Origin of the sequence: Nocardia sp. A7, assembly GCF_046549215.1 — a bacterium.
Classification (GTDB): Bacteria; Actinomycetota; Actinomycetes; order Mycobacteriales; family Mycobacteriaceae; genus Nocardia.
Genome location: NZ_JAJPWE010000003.1, coordinates 641,435 through 664,669 on the forward strand (window position 1 = coordinate 641,435; position 23,235 = coordinate 664,669).

Sequence of the window (23,235 nt, forward strand, 5' to 3'; positions counted from 1 at the left end):
TTATCCTGTCCGGCCCCTTGTGGGGTGATGTAAAGAGCCTACGGGCGACTGAGCGCGTCCACGTTGGCATTCTCGCCGAGCAGTTTCGACTCGGCCTTGCCCGAGAGCATCCCCTCGAGCACGTTCTTGCCGATGGCGGCCTCTGGCGGCAGTTCGATCGGGTAGTCGCCGGTGAAGCACGCGGTGCACAGGCGCGAACGCGGCTGTTCGGTGGCGGCGATCATGCCCTCGGTGGAGACGTAGCCGAGGGTGTCGGCGCCGATGGAGCGACGCACGTTGTCGACCATGTCGGCGTAGCTGTCGTCGGCGCCGGTGCCGTTGGCGATCAGTTCCGCGCGCGAGGCGAAGTCGATGCCGTAGAAGCAGGGCCACTTCACCGGCGGGGACGCGATGCGCACGTGGATCTCGAGCGCACCGGCCTCGCGCAGCATGCGGATCAGCGCGCGCTGAGTGTTGCCGCGCACGATGGAGTCGTCGACGACGATCAGCCGCTTGCCGCGGATCACTTCCTTCAACGGGTTGAGCTTGAGCCGGATACCCAGCTGACGAATCGTCTGGCTCGGCTGGATGAAGGTGCGGCCGACATAGGCGTTCTTCATCAGGCCCTGGCCGTACGGAATGCCGGAGCCCTGGGCGTAGCCGACGGCGGCGGGCGTGCCCGACTCGGGCACCGGGATCACCAGATCGGCCTCGACCGGCGACTCCTTGGCCAGCTTGCGGCCGATCTCCACGCGGGTGGAGTGCACCGAGCGACCGGCGATCGTGGTGTCGGGGCGCGCCAGATACACGTACTCGAAGACGCAACCCTTGGGTTCGGGATTGGCGAAGCGCATGGAGCGCACGCCCTCGGAGTCGATGGCCAGCAGCTCGCCCGGCTCGATCTCGCGAACGAACGAGGCGCCGACGATGTCGAGCGCGGCGGTTTCGGAGGCGACGACCCAACCACGATCGAGCCTGCCCAGCACCAGCGGGCGCACACCGTGCGGGTCACGCGCGGCGTAGAGGGTGTGCTCGTCCATGAAGGTGAGGCAGAACGCGCCGCGCAGCTGCGGCAGCAGCTTCATCGCGGCGGCCTCGATGCTGGAGTCCGCCGAGGCGTGCGCCAGCAGCGCGGTGACGACATCGGAGTCGGAGGTGGCGCCGGTCATCTGCGGGCGGCCGTCGATCACACCGGTGCCGATGAGGCCGAGTTCGCGTGCGCGACCGGCCAATTCGGCGGTGTTCACCAGGTTGCCGTTGTGGCCGAGCGCCAGGCCGGAGCCGACGGAGGTGGTGCGGAAGATCGGCTGCGCGTTCTCCCAGGTGACCCCACCGGTGGTGGAGTAGCGACAGTGTCCGATGGCGATATGCCCCGGCATGGCCGCGAGGGTCTGCTCGTCGAAGACCTGGGAGACCAGGCCGAGATCCTTGAAGACCAGGATCTGGGAGCCGTCGGAAACGGCGATGCCCGCCGCTTCCTGCCCGCGATGCTGCAGGGCGTACAGGCCGTAGTAGGTGAGCTTGGCCACGTCTTCGTCGGGAGCCCAGACGCCGAAGACGCCACACTCCTCGCGAGGGTCGTGTTCGATCTCGTCGGGGGTATTGGGCGTGGGGACGATCGTGGGATCGACGTCGGTCACCGTTTGCTCCCTGTTCGGGCGGGCTGGGGGAGTGTCGAGCAGTGCACGGATGCGTCGACGATTACTCCCTGTATTGCGTAGGGCTGGGCGCAATCGTCAGTCTACGGGTCATCTGCGGCAGGTAGCACGCCCGCTCGCATCCCGGCAGCAATCCGCCGGTCACGAACCCGCCGATCGCCACAAGGAGCTGTTACGGTGCGGATCGTGACGACGGACGACAGCGCACACGTTGCAGCCGGTGGGACCGGGTCGGATAGTGAGAACACCAACACTGGGCCGGTTGATTCCGAGCCGACATCCGCCGGCGAAGCGACGTTCGCCACACCGATCTTCGATCGGCGCCACTGGGCTCGGATCGTGCTCTCGCCCACTGCGGTGCTGACCGTGCTCACCGCCCTGCTCGGGGTGATGTACCTCGGCTACATCGCCGACCCGGAGGAGAATCTGCACGACTTTCCGATCGTGCTGGTCAATTCCGATGTCGGCGACGTCATGGGCTCGGGTGATCAGCAGAAGCGAGTCGATTTCGGCAAGCAGGTGGCCGACGCGCTCGTCGCAGGTGTGCCCGCCGACAAGGTGGATCTGCGGGTCGTCGGAAAGTCGGAGTCCGAGCAGTTGTTGCGCTCCGGACAGGTGTACGGCGCGATCATCATCCCCGGCGATTTCAGCAAACGCCTGGGCATCCTCGGTACGGGCAGCATCGTGCCCGGCGAGATGGAACGGCCGATCATCACCCTGCAGTCCAATCCGCGCATGGGCGCCTACGGCGTCGGGATCATGCAGCGCATCGGCGACCAGGCGCTGACCGAGGTCGACAAGCAGGTCGGCATCCAACTGACCGAGCAGGTACGGGCCACCCTGGCCGAGACCCCGGCGGGCGCGCCGCCGCCGCAGGTGTCCGGTGCGGCGATGCTCACCCTCGAAAGTCCGATCGATGTGGTCGAGCAGGACTTCCGGCCGCTGCCGAGCGGCACCGGGATCGGCCTGACCGCGTTCTTCTTCTCGCTGTTGCTGCTACTGGCAGGCATGGTCGGGGCGATGGTGATCCACACGATGGTCGATTCCCAACTCGGTTTCCTGCCCACCGAGTACGGCCCCTGGTCGGTGCACTATCCGCCGACCCCGATCTCACGGTTTCGCACCCTGCTCATCAAGTGGGGGGTATCGGCGCTGGTAGCCGTGGTCGCTTCGCTGGTCTTCCTGCTGGTCGGGAAAGCCGTCGGCATGCCGGTCGACAATCCGCTCGCCCTGTACCTGTTCTCGGTGCTCGCCATGATCGCGGTCGGCTGGACCGCCCTGATGACATTGGCCGCCCTCGGCACCGCGGGTCTGCTGGTGAACCTGACCCTGTTCGTCATCCTCGGCCTGCCGTCCTCCGGCGGTACCGTCCCGATCGAGGCGACTCCGACCTACCTCGCGTGGCTCGCCGAATTCGAGCCGATGCACCAGGTGTTCCTCGGCGTCCGCTCGATCCTGTACTTCGACGCAGGCTACGAAGCCGGGCTCGACCGCGGCATCTGGATGTCGCTGCTCGGTATCGCGATCGCCGTCGTGTTGGGCACGGTCATCACCCGCTACTACGACTACAAGGGCCTGCACCGCAAGCACACCACGGCCGCCTGAGCCGCCGGCCCGGTCGTCGCTACCCGGCGGCCGGGTCGGACTTCGCGGACAGCGGCACGATCGGCAGCCACCCCGCGATCTCCCCCGCCCTGGTCCCGGACGCACTCACCACCCCCGCCCGCACGGCATCCTCGAACCCGAGCAGCCCCGTAGCCAGCAACAACCAGGTCCGAGCATCCGTCTCCACCACATTCGGCGGATTCCCCCGAGTATGCCGAGGCCCCTCGATACATTGCACCGCCACGAACGGCGGCACCCGAACCTCCACCGAATGCCCCGGCGCACTCCCCGCCAACGCCCGAGCCGTCCCCTTCACCGCCGCCCCCAACTCCCCCCGCCCCGGCACCGGCAACCCCGGATCCCGCAACCACTCCCCCACACCCAACACAGCCGCCCGCACCTCGGCAGCATCAACCTTCTGTCGCGCCATTCCCCAGACGCTACCGAGCCTCACCGACACCCAGCGGACACCATGGACCTCATCGAGCTCATGGCATCGATGACACCGATCGATCGCCCGACGGCCGGGGCAGGTGGGGCGCGTCGTACATTCGTCCTATGAGTGTCACCGATCCCCGCGAGCCCACCACGCTGCGATTGCGCGGTGCCGACGGTCTCAGCTTGGCCGCCGACAGCTTCGGCACGCAGGACGGCCCGTTGGTGGTGATGCTGCACGGTGGTGGGCAGACCCGGCATTCGTGGAAGCGGACGGGGCGGGCGCTGGCGGCGGCGGGGATGCGGGTTGTCGCTGTCGACGCGCGCGGGCACGGGGACAGTGATTGGTCGCCGGAGGCGGATTACTCCAGGACCGTGATGGTCGCCGACCTGCACGCCGTGCTCGAACAGCTCGGCGCGACGCGGGCGGTGGGCGCGGTGGTGGTCGGGGCCAGCATGGGTGGGATCACCGGGCTGCTCGCTACCGCGACGCCGGGTGGGAGCGCCATTCGCGCGCTGGTGCTGGTCGACATCGTGCCCCGCTCGGAATCGGTGGGTGTGGAGCGCGTGATGGATTTCCTCGGCAGGCACCGCGACGGCTTCGACACCCTCGACCAGGTGGCCGACGCGGTCGCCGCCTACCTGCCCCACCGCCCCCGACCCGACAACGCCGACGGCCTCCTGCGCAACCTGCGTCAGCGTGACGGTCGCTGGTACTGGCACTGGGATCCCGACCTGATCAGTGACGTCAACGACGACCCGGAGGCCCGCATCGTCGAGATGGAAGCCGCCGCCGAGGCCTTGACCATCCCGGTCCTGCTGGTCCGCGGCGGCAAGTCCGATGTGGTGAGCGACGAGGGCGCCGCGGCGTTCCTCGCCCTCGCACCGCACGCGCGCCTGGCCGAGATCAGCGCGGCGGCCCACACCGCCGCGGGCGACGACAACGACGCCTTCACCGAGGCCGTCGCCGGTTTCGTCGCCACCGCCTGAACCTGGTCGCCCCAGTCGCGGCCGGTCGAGTGGCTGAACTATTGGGAGACATGACTTAAGGCACCGTCACGACCTTCCTCAGCATCGCCGTTCGCTGTAGCACACAGCGTCGCCGCCACCATTTACTGCGAAACCACGGCCTACACCGCGAAACCTCCTCTGACAATCCGTCACCGGCTACTGCGGACGAACATCAACTTCGCGCGATCGATCAGGGTCGGGTCGTCGGCCGCGACGCGGAGCCTTTCGGCAAGTCCCGCGAGCGTGCCCCTTCCCGGCACCTCCCAGCACCGAGGCCCCTGGACAGCTACAGGCGATTCACCCCACTCCGCCTCGGCCCACATATGCATGACCAATCCTGTCGGCGAGTATTGCTGTCCGTCCGCTTCCCACAGCAGCGGTTTGTTGCGATCACGAACCCAGGTCGCCCTGGCGCGTCGGGGATCGGATGCGAGCCATTGCACCATCGCAGATTCCTCACGGGTGGTGGCGGGCTGGTATCGCAGTTCGGTACCGGACGGAATAGACCCGCTGTCCAGGAGCACTGAGACGGCGCTCTTGGCCCGCGTCCTCGGCGGCTTCTTCGCGGGCTGGTATTCAGCAGGCAAGGCTGGCGCAACGGCTCGACCAAGCAGATGAGGAAGTACCTCGTCGATAAGGGCCCGGCATTTGTCCGCATCAGTAAAGGTCTTGGACACAAAGGACTTCGGACCGAACAGCCTGTCATTCGCTGCGATCAACCAGTGCAAGGCAGGGCCGACCTGGGCACCGATGCGGTCCACAACTGCGTCCCAGTCGGTCTCCGGATTCTCGCGTTCATCCGACTCAACCAGCCGAAAGCAGAGGTTGGCGACCAACAGATCCCCGTACTCGGCGACTGATCGCCCACGTTCGCGCACTTTCCTCGTAGCTGACTCCAGCCGTTGCCGAATCTCGCGATGCAGCAGCACACTTCGCCAAATCACCAACGCCGGCGGCTGGTTGCCGAACAACAGTGGGTAGTGGCCCCCGTGCTCGCGCTCCCAAATGGAGTCCAAGTTCAATTTGGCACGCACCACAACAACGACCTTCGGATGAGCGCATGCCAGTGCGAGGCCAGCTTCCCCCACCGTGCAACCCGAGTCTTGCGGGGGAGCAGCTTCACCGCGGTGAAAGACATAGGTCAGCCCGAGACCCAGTGCGAAATCATCACGAATGCGTGCCTGGGTTTCGTCGAGGGCGATGAAGTCACGCACCTCGATCTGATTCTGGGTGTTGGTGCTCTCGGTGATGGTGCGACCCAGGTTGGCGAGCTCCGGTGGAACAGTGATCACGCGAACTAGAACCTCAGCCTCGGCGACCTTGTCACGGTCTTGCTGAGCGGCTCGATACGCGGCATGTACGGTCTGTGCGCCATTGACGACCCGGGCGTCCGACAGGGTCAACTCGATGGGCTGGTCATTTCGAAGCCTACTTCCGAAGAGCTTGGTCTTCTCGGCGTGGGCACTCAGAATCGTGATCCCATTGTTCTTGGCCCAGAACGTTTCCGGCTCTTCGAGCAAGGTTTTAACGATGCGTTGGTTCACGGCAGTCAAACCGAGGGCCTTACGGACATTCGATTCGAACAACCGATCACCATATGTGTCGAACCAATCGGCGAGATTATCGACCGATACCGTGCCGAAGTACGAGTCGGAGAAGGCATCCTGTGGAAGCCAACGGGTCATCGGAACCATCAGTTCCACAGGCTCCGGGCGCATGTCGGAACGAATAAACTCCCAGATGTCGGAGGTACCGATAACGCGAAAATCCAGGTACCTACCTGGGCTGTTGAAGTGCTCCTTCGCATCTGCGATTTCCGCCTCGACATCGGGGTGCAGTCGAGCGTCACCGATCACCGCAAAGACGAGCGTGACCCGCAGTTTCGGATTCTGGATCAAGGTTTTCACACGCCCCGATATGGCTGCGAATCGGTTGTTGAACCGCGTGAAACTCTGGTCCTCGATCCGGCGGTACCCGTCCACCAGGTCACGGACGTACTGCCCTTTGATCCCGGCAGTGCCCTTGTCGTTCCACTTGGCTTGGACGAGGAACAGATCGGGCGCGCCGTCCACCATCCCGACAGCATCGACACCGCGATCGTCGCGCCCGTCGATGACGGACGCTGCCGCCGAGGCCGCGTCACAGCCGGTCAGCATCCGCACCGCCATCGCTGACAGGCCCTGCGAAAGGAGCGCCTGCTCACGTTGGTGGACATCTTTGGACTCGACCGACGTCATATCGATCAATTCACCGAAGTCGCGCAAAATCGCTGTCCGGACATGGTCTACTTGCAGCGTGGCTCGTGCGGTTGTCACTTACGCGCTCCTGCTGGATCGTCGGCAGTTCGTTTGCAGCCCAGATGATTTGGAATCACCCTAACGACAGGGTAACCGCATTACGGGTAGGGGACCTCCAAATATCCCTGGCTTCGGATCCAGCCGACCTCATCTCACTCTGCTGCCCTAGCCCCGCCGGAACAGGCCCCGCAGCGGCGGACTGGAACTGACCGAACAGCAGTGGCGAGACGATGTCGAGACCGTCCGACTACTCAGTCGTGGCGTCGACCGCGGCCCGCTGTTGTATGTCATGACCGGATCACCCTGACAAACAAGGCAATACGTCACAGAGGCGCGATCCGCAGCCGCCCCGCGACCTGACCCGCCCTGGTCCCGACGCACTCACCCCCGCCCACACCGCCTCCTCGAACCCGAGCAACCTGTCGTCAACAGCAGCCAGGTCCGCGCATCCGTCTCCACCACATTCGGCGGATATCCGACTATGTTCCCGCGCAGCCTCATTGGCTGTCGTCAGCGTCTGCGCCCACCTCCCTGGTCGGACCGAAGCGCGCGACGAGCACTTCCAACAACACCCATGGAACGGCACTCCCACCCGCGACGCGGAGCACCTGATCTGAACCATGTCCGCCACTTGATCCGAGAACCTGTCGGTCCTGCTCCCTAGAATTCACGGCAGTATCCATGACCGCCACATTCCGGGGGATTGCTCAGTGAACTCGACAGGCCGCAGGCGCCCGTTCGCCAGTCCAGAGCCAACGATCGTCGCGATCTCACGGATCGCGGACCGCGTACTCACCGGTGAGATCGTGCTGCCGAGGTACCAGCGCGCCTTCGTCTGGTCACCACATCAGATTCTCGATCTGCTGGACTCGGTCCTGCGCAATTACCCCATCGGCAGCATGCTGCTGTGGGAGACAAACGAACAGATCGCGAGCGAACAGACCGTCGCGGGCCTGGCCGTAGACCCACCGCCTCGCGACCAATCGGTCAGGTACATCCTCGACGGCCAGCAGAGACTCGCAAGCATAATCGGCGCGCTGCACGGTGGTACCGGCCTCTGGGACATCGCCTACGACCTGGCAGAGGAACGCTTCTTTCAGCGCACCTCAGCTAGCCCCACCGGGCCGCACATCGTCTCCATGCGACAGGTGAGCGCGGCGGGATCCCTCTTCCGGCAGGTAGCCGACCTGTCCCCGGAATTGCGCGAACGTGCCACCGACCTCTACGAACAGTTCACCAATTACCTTGTCCCAGTAGTGACCTTGAAGCACATGTCGGCCGAGGAGTCCTCACGGGTCTTCGTCCGGATCAACAGCACGGGCACCCCGATGAACATCGTCGACGTGGCGCGCGCGGGAACATGGAGCCCTGACTTCGACCTGAAGGACGAGATCGAATCACTCCTGCGGGTGCTCGACGCGAAGCTCTACGGCCGGGTCGACACCAAGACCATGCTGCGAACGATCGCGGTCGCCGCCGGCTTCGGGTTCTCCGCCAAGGACATCAACCGGCTGCGAGAACTCGACAAACAACCACTGCGGGCTGCGGTGGACGATGCGGCGAAGGCGGCTGCGCGGGCAGTGGACTTCCTCAGCACGCAGATCCGCACGCCGAAAGCCGACGCACTGCCCTACTACAACCAGTTCGCCGTACTCGTCGAAGTATTCCGGCAGCTACCGAAACCTTCATCCGGGCAGTTCGACGCTTTGCGCCGGTGGTTCTGGCTGACTGCGAGCGGTGAGTACTTCAAGGGCTGGAGTGACACCCAGATGGCTCCCGACCTGCAAGCCATCACCGCGTTCGCCAGCGGAGAAGCGCAGGAATTCGAGACCGGAGCGGCGCTACCCCGCAGCGCCCTGTGGCGGCGAAGCGCCTTTTCCAAGCGGAACGCACCGAGCAAGCTTCTGGCCCTGCTCCTCGCCTACGAGGAGCCCCGGGACCTACTCACCGGGCTACGCATCGACGTAGGCCGGTCGCTATCGTGGCAGAACGACAAGGAGTTCCATCATTTCTTCCCGAAGGCGTTTCTACGGTCGCGAGGAGTAAATGGTGCGAGGGCGAACGTCTGCGGCAACCTGGTCATGTTGACCTCCCATAGCAATATCTGGGTGACCGACCGACCACCATCACAGTATCTGCGGGACCTGGCCGACACCGAAGGCGAGGAAGCGCTTCGTGAGCGGTTGCGTACCTGCCTGGTGGAGGAGGACGCCTACCAGGCGGCGTTGCGCGATGACTACGACACCTTTCTGCGCATGCGATCGGAGACGTTACACCGGCGGTTGATGGAGTTGATCGGCCAAGCGGCCGGCTCGAGCAGTTCTGCCGCGACGCGGGCGGTGCCATCCATGGCCGATGACAGTGAGCTCGAGGAATACTCGGACCCCGATTCGCTCATCGACGAACCGGTTGACCGCGATTCGGCGGACTGACCGTCCGCTACAGCTGCCCGGAGAATGCAGCGTCGAGGAGCGCGGTTCGTAGGGTCGCCACTTGTGCTGCTTGCGCTGCGCCGGTTTCGGTAGCCCGCCGAATCAGCGTGAGCTGCCTTGCGATACGCCGTTGTTCGGGGAGGTCGGGAAGTGGAACTTGGGTGGCCAGCAACGTTGCGGGAGTCGTTCGTTTGCGTCTAGCCATCGAACCGCGTGGAGTCAGCGACGCCCAAAGCCGTGGCCAACCGAGCAAATGCTCAATATAGGACGGGTCCACATCCGATTCATTGATATCGAAGGTGGGATACTCGGGCGATACATAGGTCTTGTCGAACGAGTCGCTGACAACCGCAAGCGCGCCTTCCCACGCATTTAGCTTACTCATAACCACTTGACCTGCACGCAGACGGGCAAATGACGCATACGAAGTATCGCTGCCACTAATGATCGGACGCTTGATGAGTCCGCGACCGAAACTGTAAATGCCAGTGATCGGATATTTCGATTCAGGTTCCACTGCAACATAGTCACTGCTGATTCGAAGAGCCATAGAAAGGGGAGCCCGCGCCTCAATCGGCTGAAATATCGAGTCAAGGTATTTATCGGCGATTCGCTTTGAGTGTTCTCGAAGAACTCCGAATCGAGCTATCCGAGACATTACCGCATCGAGCTTGTCCGCAACGCGTCGCTGTTCCTCCACGTCAGGAAGAGGCACTTCCATACTTAACAGCCGGTGCGGGCTAACCCGTTCCCTGCGAGCACCGATACCTTTTGATTCGCTCTGCAGAATCTTCCAGAACGACGGCCACGAACAGAGGTGTTCGAGATATCGAGGTTCAGCTCCGTCCTTCACCACCTCAAACGTCGGGAACTCAGCTGATGCGCAATACCCGTGAAGCTCTTCGGGCACGAAGGCGATTGCGCCCTCGAATGCCTTCAGCCTACTCATAACAAGGTTTCCTGCACGTAGACGATTCAGCACCCTATATGAGGTTTCGTTTCCGGTGATTACGTCACGAGGGAATACACCGTTACCAAACCCCCTGACCCCTGCAATGCGGTATTCATCCTCGGCCACCACATTCACCTGTTCCAGCGCAAGCGAAAGTCCAACTGCCAGAGGACGCATCGGGTAGTCAGTCAATGTTCGCACCAAACTCGTCCCGCAACTCCTGTAGCAGTCCCATGATCTCGCTCTCCGTCTTGAGTAGCTCGTCCGCTAGGTCTGCCGGGGACCGGTGAGTCAGACTTTCCCCGACATGTGGATTCGGGACGCTGAGATTGAATAAGGCTTCCTCGATCGCTGAGGCAGCTACCCGCCACGAATTCCTGCCTTCAACGCGCCCCACGCGTTTGACGCCACCCCACCACTCCACGCACGGCTCGAACTCCTCGACCCGCATTTCTTTTGTCTTGGAGTAGCCCTTACGGCCGTCCGGCGGCTCGATCTCGTAGAACCAAACCTCTTCGGTTGGCTGCCCTTTTTCGAAGAACAGCAGGTTCGACGGGATTTGCGTGTACGGCGCGAACACACCCTGAGGTAGCCTCACGATGGTGTGCAGATTGCACTCTTGCATCAACTTCTTCTTGATGCGGGCACCGATGCTGTTCTCGCCGTTGGCGAAAAGGCTGCCGTTCGGCAGGACGATGGCGCAGCGTCCGCCCTTTTTCAGCTGGTCGATAATCGCGTACAGGAACAGCCACGATGTTTCCTGGGTCTGGTACGCCTTTGAGAACTTCTCGACTACCGAACGTTCTTCCTCGCCGCCAAAAGGCGGGTTGGTCAACACCACATCAACCCGATCCGCGGCTGTGGCATCCCGCATCTGCAGCAGAGCGTTCTCTCGAACCAAGCGGGGCGCGCCAATTCCGTGTAGGAGCAAGTTCATACTCGCCAGCAGGTAGGGCAGCGACTTCTTCTCGATGCCGCGAATATCGTTGTGCAAGCGCCTGCGCTGGGTGTCGGTTTCCACTCGGCGCACCAGATCCTCGTACGCCTGAACCAAGAAGCCGCCGGTTCCGCACGCCGGGTCGAGGATCGACTCCCCTAGTTCGAGAAAGGACTGCTGCACCATGAAACGGTTGACCGGGCGCGGGGTATAGAATTCGCCGGAATCGCCTGCGGCGTCACGCATTTCCTTCAGAATCGACTCGTACAGGAACGCCATCGTGTGGATGTCATCGGATGATTCGAAGTGGATCTCGTCCACGAGATTCACCAAATCCCGCAGCAGTGTCCCCGATTGCATACGGTTGACAACGTCTTTGAAGATGGTCGAGAGAACGTTGCGCGGATCGTCCGCGTCGCCGTCGGCTCCCTTCAGCGCAGCCAGATGTGGGATCAGTTCGTCATTGACGAATGCTTTCAGCTCTGCCCCACTGAAATCTGGATTCGCCGCCCAATCCTGCCACCGATACGGCGCTTCGATCGCCAGGCGGTAGTCGGGGTCCAGCAACGCACCCACCTGTTCGACCCGCTGGTCGAATGCCTTGAGGAACAGCAGCCAGGAGAGCTGCGGGAGGCGGTCGAGATCGCCGTTGAGGCCGGCGTCCTTGCGCATGGTGTCGCGGGCCGACTTGATGACCGACGCCAGCCGCGCCCGTGATGTGGTGGCCACGACCGACTTTTTCCTCGGGGACGCCATCTCAGCCCTTCTTGTTCTGTTCGGTTTCGCCATTGTCGGTTGCCTCGCGCCAGAATTCGCCAACCAAGTCGAACGCGGCGTCGAGTCGAGCGGGCGCTTCAGTGAGGCCCGCCGCCAATTCGGGGTAGGTGTGCGCCCAGCCCGGCGGTGGTTCGGGCAGTCTCGTCGGTACATCGTGCGTTGCCCGAACGGCGAATACGTGGCGCACCGTATCGACTACGGATTTGTCTGGGACCAAACCATTTTCGATGAGGAGTACTACGTCCACCAGATCCTTGACCCGGGTGTTCGGCCGGTCACCGTAGTCACGGGTGAAGGCGTGCAACTTCTCGGCGAAATGCTGGCGGCGGTCGACCGCTTCGATGTCGCGAGGCGGAGTTCCCGCGAAGCCCAGCGTATTCGGCAGCGGAAGCCGCTCGGTCAAGGCGATTTCCTCTCCACGCGCGACGACATCGATGCGTACGGTCGCGAAGATCCTACCCGCCAGGTTGGCCTCGACAGAGAACCGCCAGCCTCCTCGACCAGCGATGTCAGCCTTCAGGTCGATCGCCGGCGAAACCACGAAGACAAAGCCGTCGGAGTCCTCGTCCAGCGCGAGTCCGTCGATGAGCAGCTCACGTACCGCTGGCCCGTCGAGTTCCGGTTCGTTGTCCGGGCGCGCGGCCAGGTCCATGTCTTTGGTCATCCGAGCTCGGCCGCGTAGCCGGAATTCCATGACCGCCCCACCCTTGAGTACCCAGCCAGCCGTCGGGTCGGCGGCGAGTCGGGTCGCGACTCGATCGAAGACCACAAGGCGACGCCGCCGGGCCAGATCTGTCGCGGTATCGGCTGCCTGCTGTTTGAGTCGAACCTCGAGAGCCCGACGGAGCGCAGTCGCGTCTCGATAGCGGTCAGTCAACGCACCTCCCGGAGTGCACGATCGATACCGAGCTCGGCGCGCGCGCCGAGTAGTTGTGCCCCATGCAGGAGCCGCCGCCGCGTGACCAGACCACGCGCCAGCGCGTCGGCGACGGCAGAGTCCAGCACCTCTTGGTCGTTCTGCGCGGCCGCCGCCTCGATGATCGCTCGGGCTGGCGTCGTCACACGGTAGCCGTCGCGAACCTCGATCTCATCATCGGCGAGTTCGGCCCGGTGCAGAATCACCGCTTCGTCCTTCTGACGAAAGCCAGGAGGAACGGTGAGGTGGATCTGCGAAGGGTTGGCAGTGCCGAGGTCGTGGACAGACAGGGCGGTGGCGTGGGAAACGACGGCGCGCCGCTTACTCCACAAGAACCAGCGGACCAGGTGGTCGTCCTCGCCAGCGGGAAGCGAATCGAACTCACGGAAACGGTAGATAGCACGGTCGACAACCGTCCAGTTGCCATGCGTGGCGTGGTAGCGCTGGGCCTGATACGAATATCCGGCCGCCAACGCCTGAGCCGCGGTGAAGTAGCCCCGCTGCCCGCTGGCTACCTGCCAGAGGGCAGCCCTGGTGTCGGTACGGTCCCTCAGCACCGCTCCACCCTAGCAGCGACGTATACCTAAAAGTCAACTTTAGTTATAAGAGCACCGCGGACGTTGAACTAAAGTTGCATTTTAGTTACGAGGCTTCCAAGAGCCGCTTACTCAGCTCGTCAATGGCTTCATGTAGTGCCTTTGCTCCCCCGAAGTGGCCAGTCAGCTCAACCACCGAACCCATCTCCGTGAACGGGCGAACTCCCAGAGTCTCCGGTTTGAGCTGTGCGGAGCCGTGTTCGGCGAACTTCAGCAGCATCTCCTCGAGCACTGCTGTGGCCTGCGGCTGGAACGACTTCAGGAAGTCTCGGTGCTCGTGTAGGAAACGATTCAGCCGTTCCTCCCGACTCACCAGCGGCAGCCCCCAGGCGACATTGAGCAGTAGGTCGATCGGATCGACATCCGGACTACCGAACTCTTCTGGAAGTTCCTCTGCCGCAACATCAGCAGCGCTTAGGAGCTCCATGAGCGCGCGTCGACTCCTGGCGACCGCCCACTGGGAGCGCAGCTGGTCCGGTGCCAGCTCAAGTTCGACGACACGATCGCGTACCCACTGTTGGACGGTCACCAGCCGCATTGTCCGACCGTCCGTATCGAGTTGATATCGACGCTCGCCCCACTTGTACACGTACACGCCGTTCACCACGTATCGACGACCCCGGGCCCGGATGAGATCCACCGCATCCGGGTCTTCTACCCGGTCACGGGCATTCGGCTCATCGAATCCATCGCCACCCGTGCGGTCGTATGCGGGCGCAGGCTCTGCCATCTGTGCCGAATCGAGCTCACCACCATCGATCGTTTCTTGTGCACTATCGACCACATGCCCAAGCTCATCCGCGATTTCTCGCACTACACGGAGGGGAGGACCGTCGAACCCTGGGTCGTTGAAGAGCCGCGTGGCCTCGACGAAGTCGATGATGTCGAAGGAGCCCTTTCCGATCTCTGGGCACAATCGGGTGCCTCGGCCAATCGTCTGTTTGAACTCGGCCATCGAAAGAATCCGCCGGAATAGCACGATATTCCGCACGACGGGCAGATCGATACCGGTATTGAGCAGCTTCGACGTCACCGCGATCACCGGCTCATCCGAGTCATCCTTGCGGAAGTCATCGAGTAAAGCACGTCCATGCGAGCCATCGGCGTCGGTGATCCGCACGACATAGTCGTGGTGCGCATCTACTTCCGCCGATGCCAAGTTGAACAGCGCGTTGCGCATCCGCGCCGCGTGGTTGTTGTCCTGGCAGAAAATGATCGTTTTGCCGTGCTTGCCTTGCTCCGCAGTGCTGCGAAGATAGTCGACGATGTATTGCGCAGCAGCCTCGGTGCGCTCCTCGATGACGATGGTCCGCTCGAAGTCCTTCGGGCCATAGACCCCCTCCGGAATCTCGTACCCGTACTTGTCCCGCTGGCCTGGCTCGGTCTGATAGCCCTCCATGTCGACGTTGAAGCGGACGCGGCGCACCCGGTAGGGCGCGAGAAACCCATCCTCGATGCCGTCGGCAAGCGAGTAAGTGTAGACCGGATCACCGAAATAGTCGACGGTGTCGGCCTCTTTCCTACTGATCGGAGTCGCGGTCAGCCCGATCTGAGTCGCGGGCGAGAAGTGTTCGAGCACACGACGCCATTGCGAATCGTCCCGGGCACTGCCTCGATGGCATTCGTCGACGATGATCAGGTCGAAGTAATCGCGCTCGTATCGACGGAAGAGTTCTTCTTCATCGCCCTTTTCCAGCGCCTGGTAGAGGGCGAAGTAGATCTTCCGGCCCCGGACAGGCTCACCGCTGATCTTGTGGACATCATCCTCACCGAAGACGGGCAGAAAGTACTTGTCTTTGGGATCGTCGACCAGCATCGAACGGTCCGACAAATACAGAACTCGCGCCTTACGACCCGAGACCCACTGCGATCCATGCAGTTTGGCCACCGTTTGCAAGGCAACCATCGTCTTGCCGGTACCGGTCGCAAGCACAAGCAAGATCCGCTTCTGCCCACCGGCGATAGCCGCGAGAGTACTGGCGACCGCGACGCGCTGGTAGTAGCGAACGCGCTTGATGGTGTTGTCCGAGTTTCGCAGCGTGTGATCGTAAGGTGCGGCAAGCAGCTCCCGCCCGATATCGGAATCGGCCTTCTGATCGGCCAGGTACCGGTTCCACAGCTCCTCCGGACCCGGGAAACGGTCTATTTCCCTGATTGTCGGGGCAGCACCGCTGTAGTCGATCTCGACGATCTGCCGACCGTTTGTGGCGTACGCGAAAGACAACCCGAGCTTCGCGGCGTACCGACGAGCTTGCTCGACGCCATCATTGACATCGACGCGGTAGCGCTTGGCTTCGACAACTCCAATGGGCACATCTGGCGCGTACTCCAGAACGTAGTCCGCAACCAGAGGATCGCCGGGAATGTGCCGCTTCGGCGTCGCGGTCAACCTTCCGTCGTTGATGCGGAACTGCGGGCGAATCTGCTCGTTGGCCCACCCCGCCTTGGTCAGGGCAGGAATCACCAGTGCCCGGCATGTCTCGTCTTCGGTCATCCCCTGCGCAGCAGCCACAGTAGAACAGTAGTCCCGACTGCTGCAGCTGTCATTGCTGCGACTGCAGGGCAGACGCAAATCTGCTCGCTGTCAACACTATTGACTTGACGTGAGGTCGCCGGCCACCGGTTCGCTATGCGCTCTCGACTAGCGCCGCAACCCGTCGACCCACCGGGCCGCAGCGGGTGCGAGGGCTCCCCCGGCGTTGATTGCCAGGTGCAGGAGGGCGGGGGCGGTGGCGCTGTCCGAACGGCGGCGGAGTTCGGTGAAGATCAGCCCGGCGAGGGTGGTGGCCAGGATCGTGAGGGGGATCGAGTCGTTTGCGGCTTTTGCGGGGTGGATGTGCCAGAGCCCGAAGTCGACGGCGCCGATCGCACTGGCCGGTCCGCCGATGCTCTCGGCGAGCAGCGGATCCAGCGTGCCGCGGAAGATCGCCTCCTCGGCTAGGACCGTGCCGACGGGGATGTGCACGGCAATCCATTCCAGCGTCGAGGTTTCGGGTGCGCGGACGGCGACCTCGAGCGGCAGACGACGAAGCGACGGAACGGCGAGAGCTACCGCGTAACCCGCGAGAACGATCGCAGCGCTACCGGAACCCCACCGGAATCCACTGCGCGACAACCAATTCGGATTACCGCAGAAAACCTTCGTGTATCCCGCAGCGAACGCGACGTTCGCGACGGTACGGCCGCGCAGCGGAAGGTCGAGCGCAGGAAGCACGCTATTGCTCCAGAGCAGCGGAAGACCCAGCGCGACAACTCTTTCGATCACGCTCACTTCACCCCCCGCTCGTACTCCTCCGCCGATTCCAATGCGGCACGGATACTTTCGACGACATCACCGTTCACCCCGTCGGGCGCCCCCACCGCCAGCCACCCGTCCAACACCAAACTCCCGTACCGATGCCCGTGCCCGTCCACCACCCCCTGCGCATTGGTGAGATCGGCCGTGACCTGCCAGAACGTCACGAAAGGCGCCCACCGCATCTGCGTCGACACATCGGACCCACGTGGCTCACTCAACCAATCCGGCCGCGTGAAGATCAGATCGGCCGACCACCACACGATCGGGTCGGAGGGATGTTGCAGGTAGGCGATGCGCGGTGCCCGCCACGGCTCCGAGCCGGCCAAATCTGTTGCATCATCAGCGAATCGAACAACGAGCCCGTCGGCGTACACCGGTGCTACCGCGAGCGACCCCGGATCGCGCCGATCGACGAACTGCCGCCACAACCGATTCGAATTCGGCGGCCCCACCCACAACGCCCCGTCGACCTCCTCGCGCAGATCGGCCAGCCCGTCGAACGCCTCCTCCGACCCCTGCGAACCGAGACTCTCCCCGTAGACGAACAACTTCGGCCGATCCCCCGCCGGCCGAGTCAACCATCGCGCGTACACCGCGTCGAACAACTCCCGACTGGCCGCGGCCGCCTTCTCCCGGTCCGACAGAAACGACAGCACACTGGGCAGATACGAGAACTGCGTCGCCACGATCGCCGTGTCACCGCCGTAGAGATACTCCACCGCGCCTGCCGCCATCCCGTTGACCCAGCCGGTCCCGGTCGTCGTCACCACCACCATCGCCGCACGGTCGAAGGCTTCGGTGCGCTCCAACTCGGCAACAGCCAACTGCGCCGCCGTCTGGTCCCGCGTCCTCGATTCCAACCCCACATACGCTCGGATAGGTTCGCGCGCGGTCTTTCCCGTCACCTCGGTGATCGCCGCGGCACTCGGGCCGTTGGACACGAACCATCGCCCCTCGAACCCCAGCGACTCCCACGGCGCGAGTGAGGCGGGACTCCCCGATCGTTCCGGCGCGACAGGCTGCACCGCGTACGGCGTGCTCCGATCATTGCGCACGCTGAACGCCGAGTTGGCCACCGCGAAGAACGCCCGCGACGCGACACCGTTGAAAATCGTCACCGCGAGCACAACCAGCACCAGCAACCCCGCGGCCGGTGCCACCTCACGCGGCACCCGCACCCACCGATTGAGCTGACGCGCCAGCCCGAGCACCATCACCCGCACCGTCCGATACGCGGCCACCACCGCCACCCCGACGGCCACGCTGAGCAGTCCGGTCCGCAGATACGCGGGTGTGGTGGTCCCCGCCATCCCCATCAGCGAGGTGATCTCACGCTGCCACCGCGCCGACTGCACCAGCATCAGCGCGGCGACCAGTCCACACCCCACCAGCACGGTCGCCTTGATCGCGTAGCGCACCCGACCGTACGGACTCGGAATCGGCAGCCGCGACCGCACCCACCGCCGGAACACCCACTCGAGCACACACCCGAGTCCGTACCCGATCGCCGCGTTGATCCCACTGATCAGCCCCTGGAAAAGCCAGTCACGCGGCACCAGCGACGGTGTCACCGACAGCCCGAAAAACAGCGTCGCCAGCACCAATCCGACATAATTCAGATCGACGACGTCCTCCACGCGCCGCGCGATCGCGCCGCCGCGCGCACGCAGCATCGCGGAAGTCGGAGCGCGCTCGGTCACCGCCCCAGTATGGCGGGCGGTACCGACAATCCTCGGATTCGCCACTGCGCAGCCGCTCACAAACTACGTAGCGCACTCGAGTAGTTGTACGCGCGATCGCGACGCCACGGCTGACCACACTGAGAACCATGAGCACAAACACCAAGCCGAAGAACACCTCGGCCTACATGGCCCAGGCCGCGATCGCGTTCGCTGTCAGCCTGTTCGGGACCGGCGCCGGAATCGCCTACCTGCCGTTGGACGGCTGGCAGCGCGCGTTCCTGGCGATGTCGGGCCTGTTCCTGGTGACCAGCTGCTTCACCCTCGCCAAGGTCGTGCGCGACCAGCAGGAGACGCAGTCACTGATCGGCCGGATCGACGAGGCGAGGCTGGAACAGCTGATCGCCGAACACAATCCGTTCAAAACGGTGTCGTGAGCCGAGCCGGCGGCGCCGATCGAGGGGTTCGGCGCCCCGGTTCGTCACTTCAACTGACGTTCGGTCACCATGGCCTCTTCGACGAACACCCGAATCCTGGCAGCCAATTCCGGTGTGTAGTCCGGCGGTTGGGCTACCGCGGCCCATGCGTCGGGCACGAGGTTGCCGTAGTTGTGACCGTGCCCGTCCGAAACCGTCTGCGCGCGAGGAAGATCCGCGGCGACCTGCCAGAACGTGACGATCGGGTACCACGACATCGCCGGTGACACATCGGGTCCGCGCTTCTCCCGCAACCAGTCCGGCCGACTGAACAGCAGATCCGGCGACCACCACACCACCGGGTCGGAGGCGTGTTGCAGGTAGGCGATGCGCGGGTCGTTCCAGGTCGGCGTCGGCCGGATCAGCTGATCGGCGTCGGCGGCGAACCGCACCGACATCCCGTCGGCGTAGACCGGGGTGATCTCGTCGGTGCCGGGGTCACGTCTGGCAACGAATTCCGACCACAGCCGGTTGGAATTGGGCGGGCCGACCCACAGCACGCCGTCGGTGCGGTTGCGGATATCGGCCAGCCCGGAGAACGCGCCCTCTGACCCCTGCGAACCGAGGCTCTCGCCGTAGACGAGCAGCTTGGGCCTGGCGTCTTCGGGTAGCGCCGACCAGCGGTCGTACACCTTGTCGAACAGCGTGCGTCCCATGGTCATCGACTTGTCCCGGTCGGACAGGAACGACAACGCGCTGGGCAGATACGAATACTGCGTAGCCACCAGCGCGGTGTCCCCGCCGTACATCAACTCGACCGCCACGGCGCTTGTCGTATCAACCCAGCCGGTGCCGGTGGTGCTGACCACCACCAGCACCTCGCGTTCGAATGCCTTGGTGCGCTCGAGTTCGGCGATCGCCACGTCGGTCTGCGCCTCGACACCATCGCCGGATTCCAGCCCCGCGTAGACCCGAATCGGTTCGCGCGCGGGCTTTCCGGTGACCTGACCGATCGCGAGGGCGGTCGGTGCGTTCGCCACGAACCATCGGCCTTCCGACCCCAACGTGTCCCACTTCGCCAACGACTCAGGGCTACCGGAACGTTCGGGCAGGGTCGGCTGGACCGCGTTCGGCGAAGTGTGACTGTTGCGCGCGCTGAACGCCGAATTGGCCACGGCGAAAAAGCCTTTCGCCAGCACGCCGTTGAAGAGCAGCACCGCCGCCACCACGACAACGATCACCCCGAGCGGCCGGGCGAACGCGGCCGGGATCCGCACCCAGTGATTCAGTGCCCGTGTCACCGTGCGCACTAGCCGAACCACCAGCCGCGAGATCCAGATCAGCAACCCCACCACCACCGCGCCGACCAGCACCGTCCGCGGATACCCCGCGTCCGACACCGGCGCCATCCCCATCAGATCGGTGATCTGTCGCTGCCATTTCGAGGACTGAATGCTCATCAGCACCGCGAAGATCAGGCACGCCACCACGATCGCGCTCTCCACCGCCACCAGCAGCCAGCTGGGCCTGCGAGCCCACGTCGTGCGCACCTGTTCGGGCACGGTGATCCGCGGCACCACCCACTTGCGCCAAGCCCAGGCCAGCGCGCAACCGAGCCCGTAGCCGATGGTCGCGTTGATCCCGCTCACCAGTCCCTGGAAGAACCAGTCACGCGGCAGCAGCGAGGGCGTCAGCGACAGTCCGAAGAACATCGTGGCCACGACGAGACCGGTGTAATCAGGATGAAAAAACCTCTCCACCAGGTGAATTACCCTGATGAAGAGGTTGTCTCGAACTGCCGGTAGAGGAGTCGAACCATGAGTGGTCACAAGCTCGACTCCTCTAGTTGATCAGGCGGTATGGGCTCCGAACAGCTTAGGCAGCGTGGCTTCGAATGCCTCGCGCAATTCGGCGAGTGTCACGGAGAACTGCCCCTGCACCTCGACCGAATCCGAACCCTGGTCCACCACGCCGATGCGCACCCACGGCAGCTGCCGCGCGTCACACATCTTGCTGAACCGGGTCTCCTCCGAACGCGGCACCGCGACGAGCACGCGCCCTGCCGACTCGGAGAACAGCTGCACGAACGGATCCGAACCCTCGGGAAGCACGATGCGACAACCGGTTTCGCCTGCCAGGGCCGCCTCGATGACGGTCTGCGCCAGACCACCCTCGGACAGGTCGTGCGCGGCGGAGATCATGCCGTCACGCGAGCCCGAGGTGAGCACCTCCGAGAGCAACTGCTCGCGGGCGAAGTCGACCTGCGGCGGCACGCCACCGAGGTGATCGTGGACGACCTGCGACCAGATCGAGCCGTCCAGCTCGTCGCGGGTCTCACCGAGCAGGATCAGCGACTCACCCGGCTCGAGGCCGAGGCCGGTCGGGATGCGGCGGTGCACATCGTCGATCACGCCGAGCACGCCGACCACCGGGGTGGGCAGGATGGCGTCCTTGCCGGTCTGGTTGTAGAAGCTCACATTGCCGCCGGTGACCGGAATGCCAAGGGCCACACAGCCATCAGCGAGACCGCGCACGGCCTGCTGGAACTGCCACATCACGCCCGGATCCTCGGGCGAACCGAAGTTCAGGCAGTTGGTGACGGCCTTCGGGGTGGCGCCGGTGGTGGCGACATTGCGGAACGCCTCGGCCAGCGCCAGCTGCGCGCCGGTGTACGGGTCGAGCTTGGTGTAGCGGCCCGACGCGTCGGTCGCCAGCGCGATACCGCGGCCCGACGACTCGTCGATGCGGACGACGCCCGCGTCGGCGTGCTCGGCCAGCACGGTGTTGCCGCGCACGTAGCGGTCGTACTGCTCGGTGATCCACCGGCGGCTGCACAGCTGCGGGCTGGCGATCATCGTCAGCAGCGTTTCGCGCAGCTCGTCGCCGGTTTTGGGCCGGTTCAGGGCGGCGGTGGTGTCGGCGATCAGCGCGTCCTGGGTATCGGGACGCTGGACGGGACGCTCGTAGACCGGGCCGTCGTGGGCGACGGTGCGCGGCGGCACGTCCACCACGGTCTCGCCGTGCCAGGTGATGACGAGGTGGTCGCCGTCGGTGACCTCACCGATGTCGGTGGCCAGCACGTCCCACTTCTTGCACACGGCCATGAACGCGTCCACGTTCTCGGGCGTGACCACCGCGCACATGCGCTCCTGCGATTCGCTCGACAGGATCTCCGCGGGGGTCATGTGCTTGGCGCGCAGCGGGACCTTCGTCAGGTCGATGTGCATGCCGCCGTCGCCCGCCGCGGCGAGTTCGGACGTGGCACAGGACAGTCCGGCGCCGCCGAGGTCCTGGATGCCGACGACCAGCCCGGCCGCGTACAGGTCGAGGCAGCACTCGATGAGCACCTTCTCGGTGAACGGGTCGCCAACTTGCACGGCGGGCAGCTTCTTGCGGCCGGTGCCGGACTCGTCACCGGAGAAGGAGTCCGACGCGAGCACGGACACGCCGCCGATGCCGTCGAGGCCGGTGCGCGCGCCGAACAGGATGATCCGGTTGCCGTTGCCCGAGGCGAAGGCCAGGTGCAGGTCTTCCACCCGCATCACGCCCGCGCACAGCGCGTTGACGAGCGGGTTGCCCTGGTAGGAGGCATCGAAGACGGTCTCGCCGCCGACATTGGGCAGGCCGAGCGAGTTGCCGTAACCGCCGACGCCGCGCACCACACCGTCGACCACGCGACGGGTATCGGGGGCATCAGCGGCGCCGAAACGCAGCTGGTCCATCACCGCGATCGGGCGCGCGCCCATGGCCATGATGTCGCGCACGATGCCGCCGACGCCGGTGGCCGCGCCCTGGTAGGGCTCCACGTAGGACGGGTGGTTGTGGCTCTCCACCTTGAAGGTGACAGCCCAGCCGTCGCCGATGTCGACCACGCCGGCGTTCTCGCCGATCCCGGCCAGCATCGAGGCCTTCATCTCGTCGGTGGTGGTCTCACCGAAGTAGCGCAGATGAACTTTGGAGGACTTGTAGGAGCAGTGTTCGCTCCACATCACCGAGTACATCGCCAGCTCGGCATCGGTGGGCCGACGGCCCAGAATTTCCTTGATGCGGGCGTACTCGTCGTCTTTGAGACCGAGTTCCTTGTACGGCTGCGGAGCATCCGGGGTGGCTGCGGCGGTAGCGACGGTGTCGACCTGCAGTGTCACGGGAGACCAGGGTCCTTTCGGCCGGGGGGAACTTAAGGCATGAGTCTAATGGTTGCGGGGTAGCCGCCCGCCGCCCGTACTGCCTCACGCGGGGCAGCACCG

General features: G+C 64.3%; 16 protein-coding genes. 4 read left to right on the forward strand and 12 right to left on the reverse strand.

Translation table 11 applies throughout. The annotated features are described in order from the left end of the window. Positions 1-38: 38 nt before the first annotated feature. Positions 39-1,619 (reverse strand): amidophosphoribosyltransferase, encoded by a 1,581-nt coding sequence (purF, locus tag ACLJPD_RS20820; protein ID WP_410874282.1) that lies wholly within the window; start codon positions 1,617-1,619, stop codon positions 39-41. Positions 1,620-1,976: 357 nt separating this feature from the next. Here purF and ACLJPD_RS20825 point away from each other — a divergent pair, with 357 nt between their 5' ends. After that, a complete protein-coding gene (locus ACLJPD_RS20825; RefSeq protein WP_410874283.1) occupies positions 1,977-3,242 on the forward strand; it encodes a YhgE/Pip domain-containing protein in 1,266 nt (421 codons plus the stop codon). Positions 3,243-3,261: 19 nt separating this feature from the next. Here the strand turns inward: ACLJPD_RS20825 and ACLJPD_RS20830 are convergent, their stop codons facing one another. Then, the gene (locus ACLJPD_RS20830) at positions 3,262-3,672 is read right to left on the reverse strand and encodes a sterol carrier family protein (protein WP_410874284.1); all 411 of its coding nucleotides are present in this window, start codon (positions 3,670-3,672) and stop codon (positions 3,262-3,264) included. Positions 3,673-3,800: 128 nt separating this feature from the next. On the opposite strand from ACLJPD_RS20830, the gene ACLJPD_RS20835 reads away from it, so the two are divergent. Continuing rightward, positions 3,801-4,667 (forward strand): alpha/beta fold hydrolase, encoded by an 867-nt coding sequence (locus ACLJPD_RS20835; protein ID WP_410874285.1) that lies wholly within the window; start codon positions 3,801-3,803, stop codon positions 4,665-4,667. Between the two features lie 170 nt (positions 4,668-4,837). On the opposite strand, the gene ACLJPD_RS20840 is transcribed toward ACLJPD_RS20835, so the two are convergent. After that, positions 4,838-7,003, reverse strand: a complete 2,166-nt coding sequence (locus ACLJPD_RS20840) for an AIPR family protein (protein ID WP_410874286.1) — start codon at positions 7,001-7,003, stop codon at positions 4,838-4,840. A gap of 692 nt (positions 7,004-7,695) precedes the next feature. On the opposite strand from ACLJPD_RS20840, the gene ACLJPD_RS20845 reads away from it, so the two are divergent. Next, positions 7,696-9,417: a DUF262 domain-containing protein gene (locus ACLJPD_RS20845; RefSeq protein ID WP_410874287.1), complete on the forward strand. Its 1,722-nt coding sequence runs from the start codon at positions 7,696-7,698 to the stop codon at positions 9,415-9,417. Positions 9,418-9,424: 7 nt separating this feature from the next. Here ACLJPD_RS20845 and ACLJPD_RS20850 read toward each other — a convergent pair whose 3' ends face one another. The 7 genes from ACLJPD_RS20850 to ACLJPD_RS20880 form a co-directional block, all read right to left on the reverse strand. Continuing rightward, the gene (locus ACLJPD_RS20850; protein WP_410874288.1) at positions 9,425-10,561 is read right to left on the reverse strand and encodes a restriction endonuclease subunit S; all 1,137 of its coding nucleotides are present in this window, start codon (positions 10,559-10,561) and stop codon (positions 9,425-9,427) included. Beyond that, positions 10,554-12,035 carry an N-6 DNA methylase gene (locus ACLJPD_RS20855; protein WP_410874289.1) on the reverse strand — a complete coding sequence of 494 codons (1,482 nt, stop codon included), beginning with the start codon at positions 12,033-12,035 and terminating at the stop codon, positions 10,554-10,556. The genes ACLJPD_RS20850 and ACLJPD_RS20855 overlap by 8 nt, the downstream gene beginning before the upstream one ends. A gap of 28 nt (positions 12,036-12,063) precedes the next feature. Next, entirely contained in the window at positions 12,064-12,852 is a 789-nt protein-coding gene (locus ACLJPD_RS20860; RefSeq protein ID WP_410874543.1) for a nucleotidyl transferase AbiEii/AbiGii toxin family protein, read from the reverse strand. Between the two features lie 104 nt (positions 12,853-12,956). Further along, positions 12,957-13,556, reverse strand: a complete 600-nt coding sequence (locus tag ACLJPD_RS20865) for a type IV toxin-antitoxin system AbiEi family antitoxin domain-containing protein (RefSeq protein ID WP_410874290.1) — start codon at positions 13,554-13,556, stop codon at positions 12,957-12,959. Positions 13,557-13,641: 85 nt separating this feature from the next. Beyond that, positions 13,642-16,107 carry an EcoAI/FtnUII family type I restriction enzme subunit R gene (hsdR, locus tag ACLJPD_RS20870; RefSeq protein WP_410874291.1) on the reverse strand — a complete coding sequence of 822 codons (2,466 nt, stop codon included), beginning with the start codon at positions 16,105-16,107 and terminating at the stop codon, positions 13,642-13,644. Positions 16,108-16,236: 129 nt separating this feature from the next. Beyond that, on the reverse strand, positions 16,237-16,860 hold the full coding sequence (locus ACLJPD_RS20875) for a CPBP family intramembrane glutamic endopeptidase (RefSeq protein WP_410874292.1): 624 nt from the start codon (positions 16,858-16,860) through the stop codon (positions 16,237-16,239). A gap of 2 nt (positions 16,861-16,862) precedes the next feature. Continuing rightward, a complete protein-coding gene (locus ACLJPD_RS20880; protein WP_410874544.1) occupies positions 16,863-18,566 on the reverse strand; it encodes an alpha/beta hydrolase in 1,704 nt (567 codons plus the stop codon). Between the two features lie 155 nt (positions 18,567-18,721). Here ACLJPD_RS20880 and ACLJPD_RS20885 point away from each other — a divergent pair, with 155 nt between their 5' ends. After that, the gene (locus tag ACLJPD_RS20885; protein WP_410874293.1) at positions 18,722-19,009 is read left to right on the forward strand and encodes a YiaA/YiaB family inner membrane protein; all 288 of its coding nucleotides are present in this window, start codon (positions 18,722-18,724) and stop codon (positions 19,007-19,009) included. Between the two features lie 44 nt (positions 19,010-19,053). On the opposite strand, the gene ACLJPD_RS20890 is transcribed toward ACLJPD_RS20885, so the two are convergent. After that, positions 19,054-20,700, reverse strand: coding sequence for an alpha/beta hydrolase (locus tag ACLJPD_RS20890; RefSeq protein WP_410874545.1), 1,647 nt, complete (start codon positions 20,698-20,700; stop codon positions 19,054-19,056). Positions 20,701-20,838: 138 nt separating this feature from the next. Further along, positions 20,839-23,133 carry a phosphoribosylformylglycinamidine synthase subunit PurL gene (gene purL / locus ACLJPD_RS20895; protein WP_410874294.1) on the reverse strand — a complete coding sequence of 765 codons (2,295 nt, stop codon included), beginning with the start codon at positions 23,131-23,133 and terminating at the stop codon, positions 20,839-20,841. Positions 23,134-23,235 lie beyond the last annotated feature (102 nt).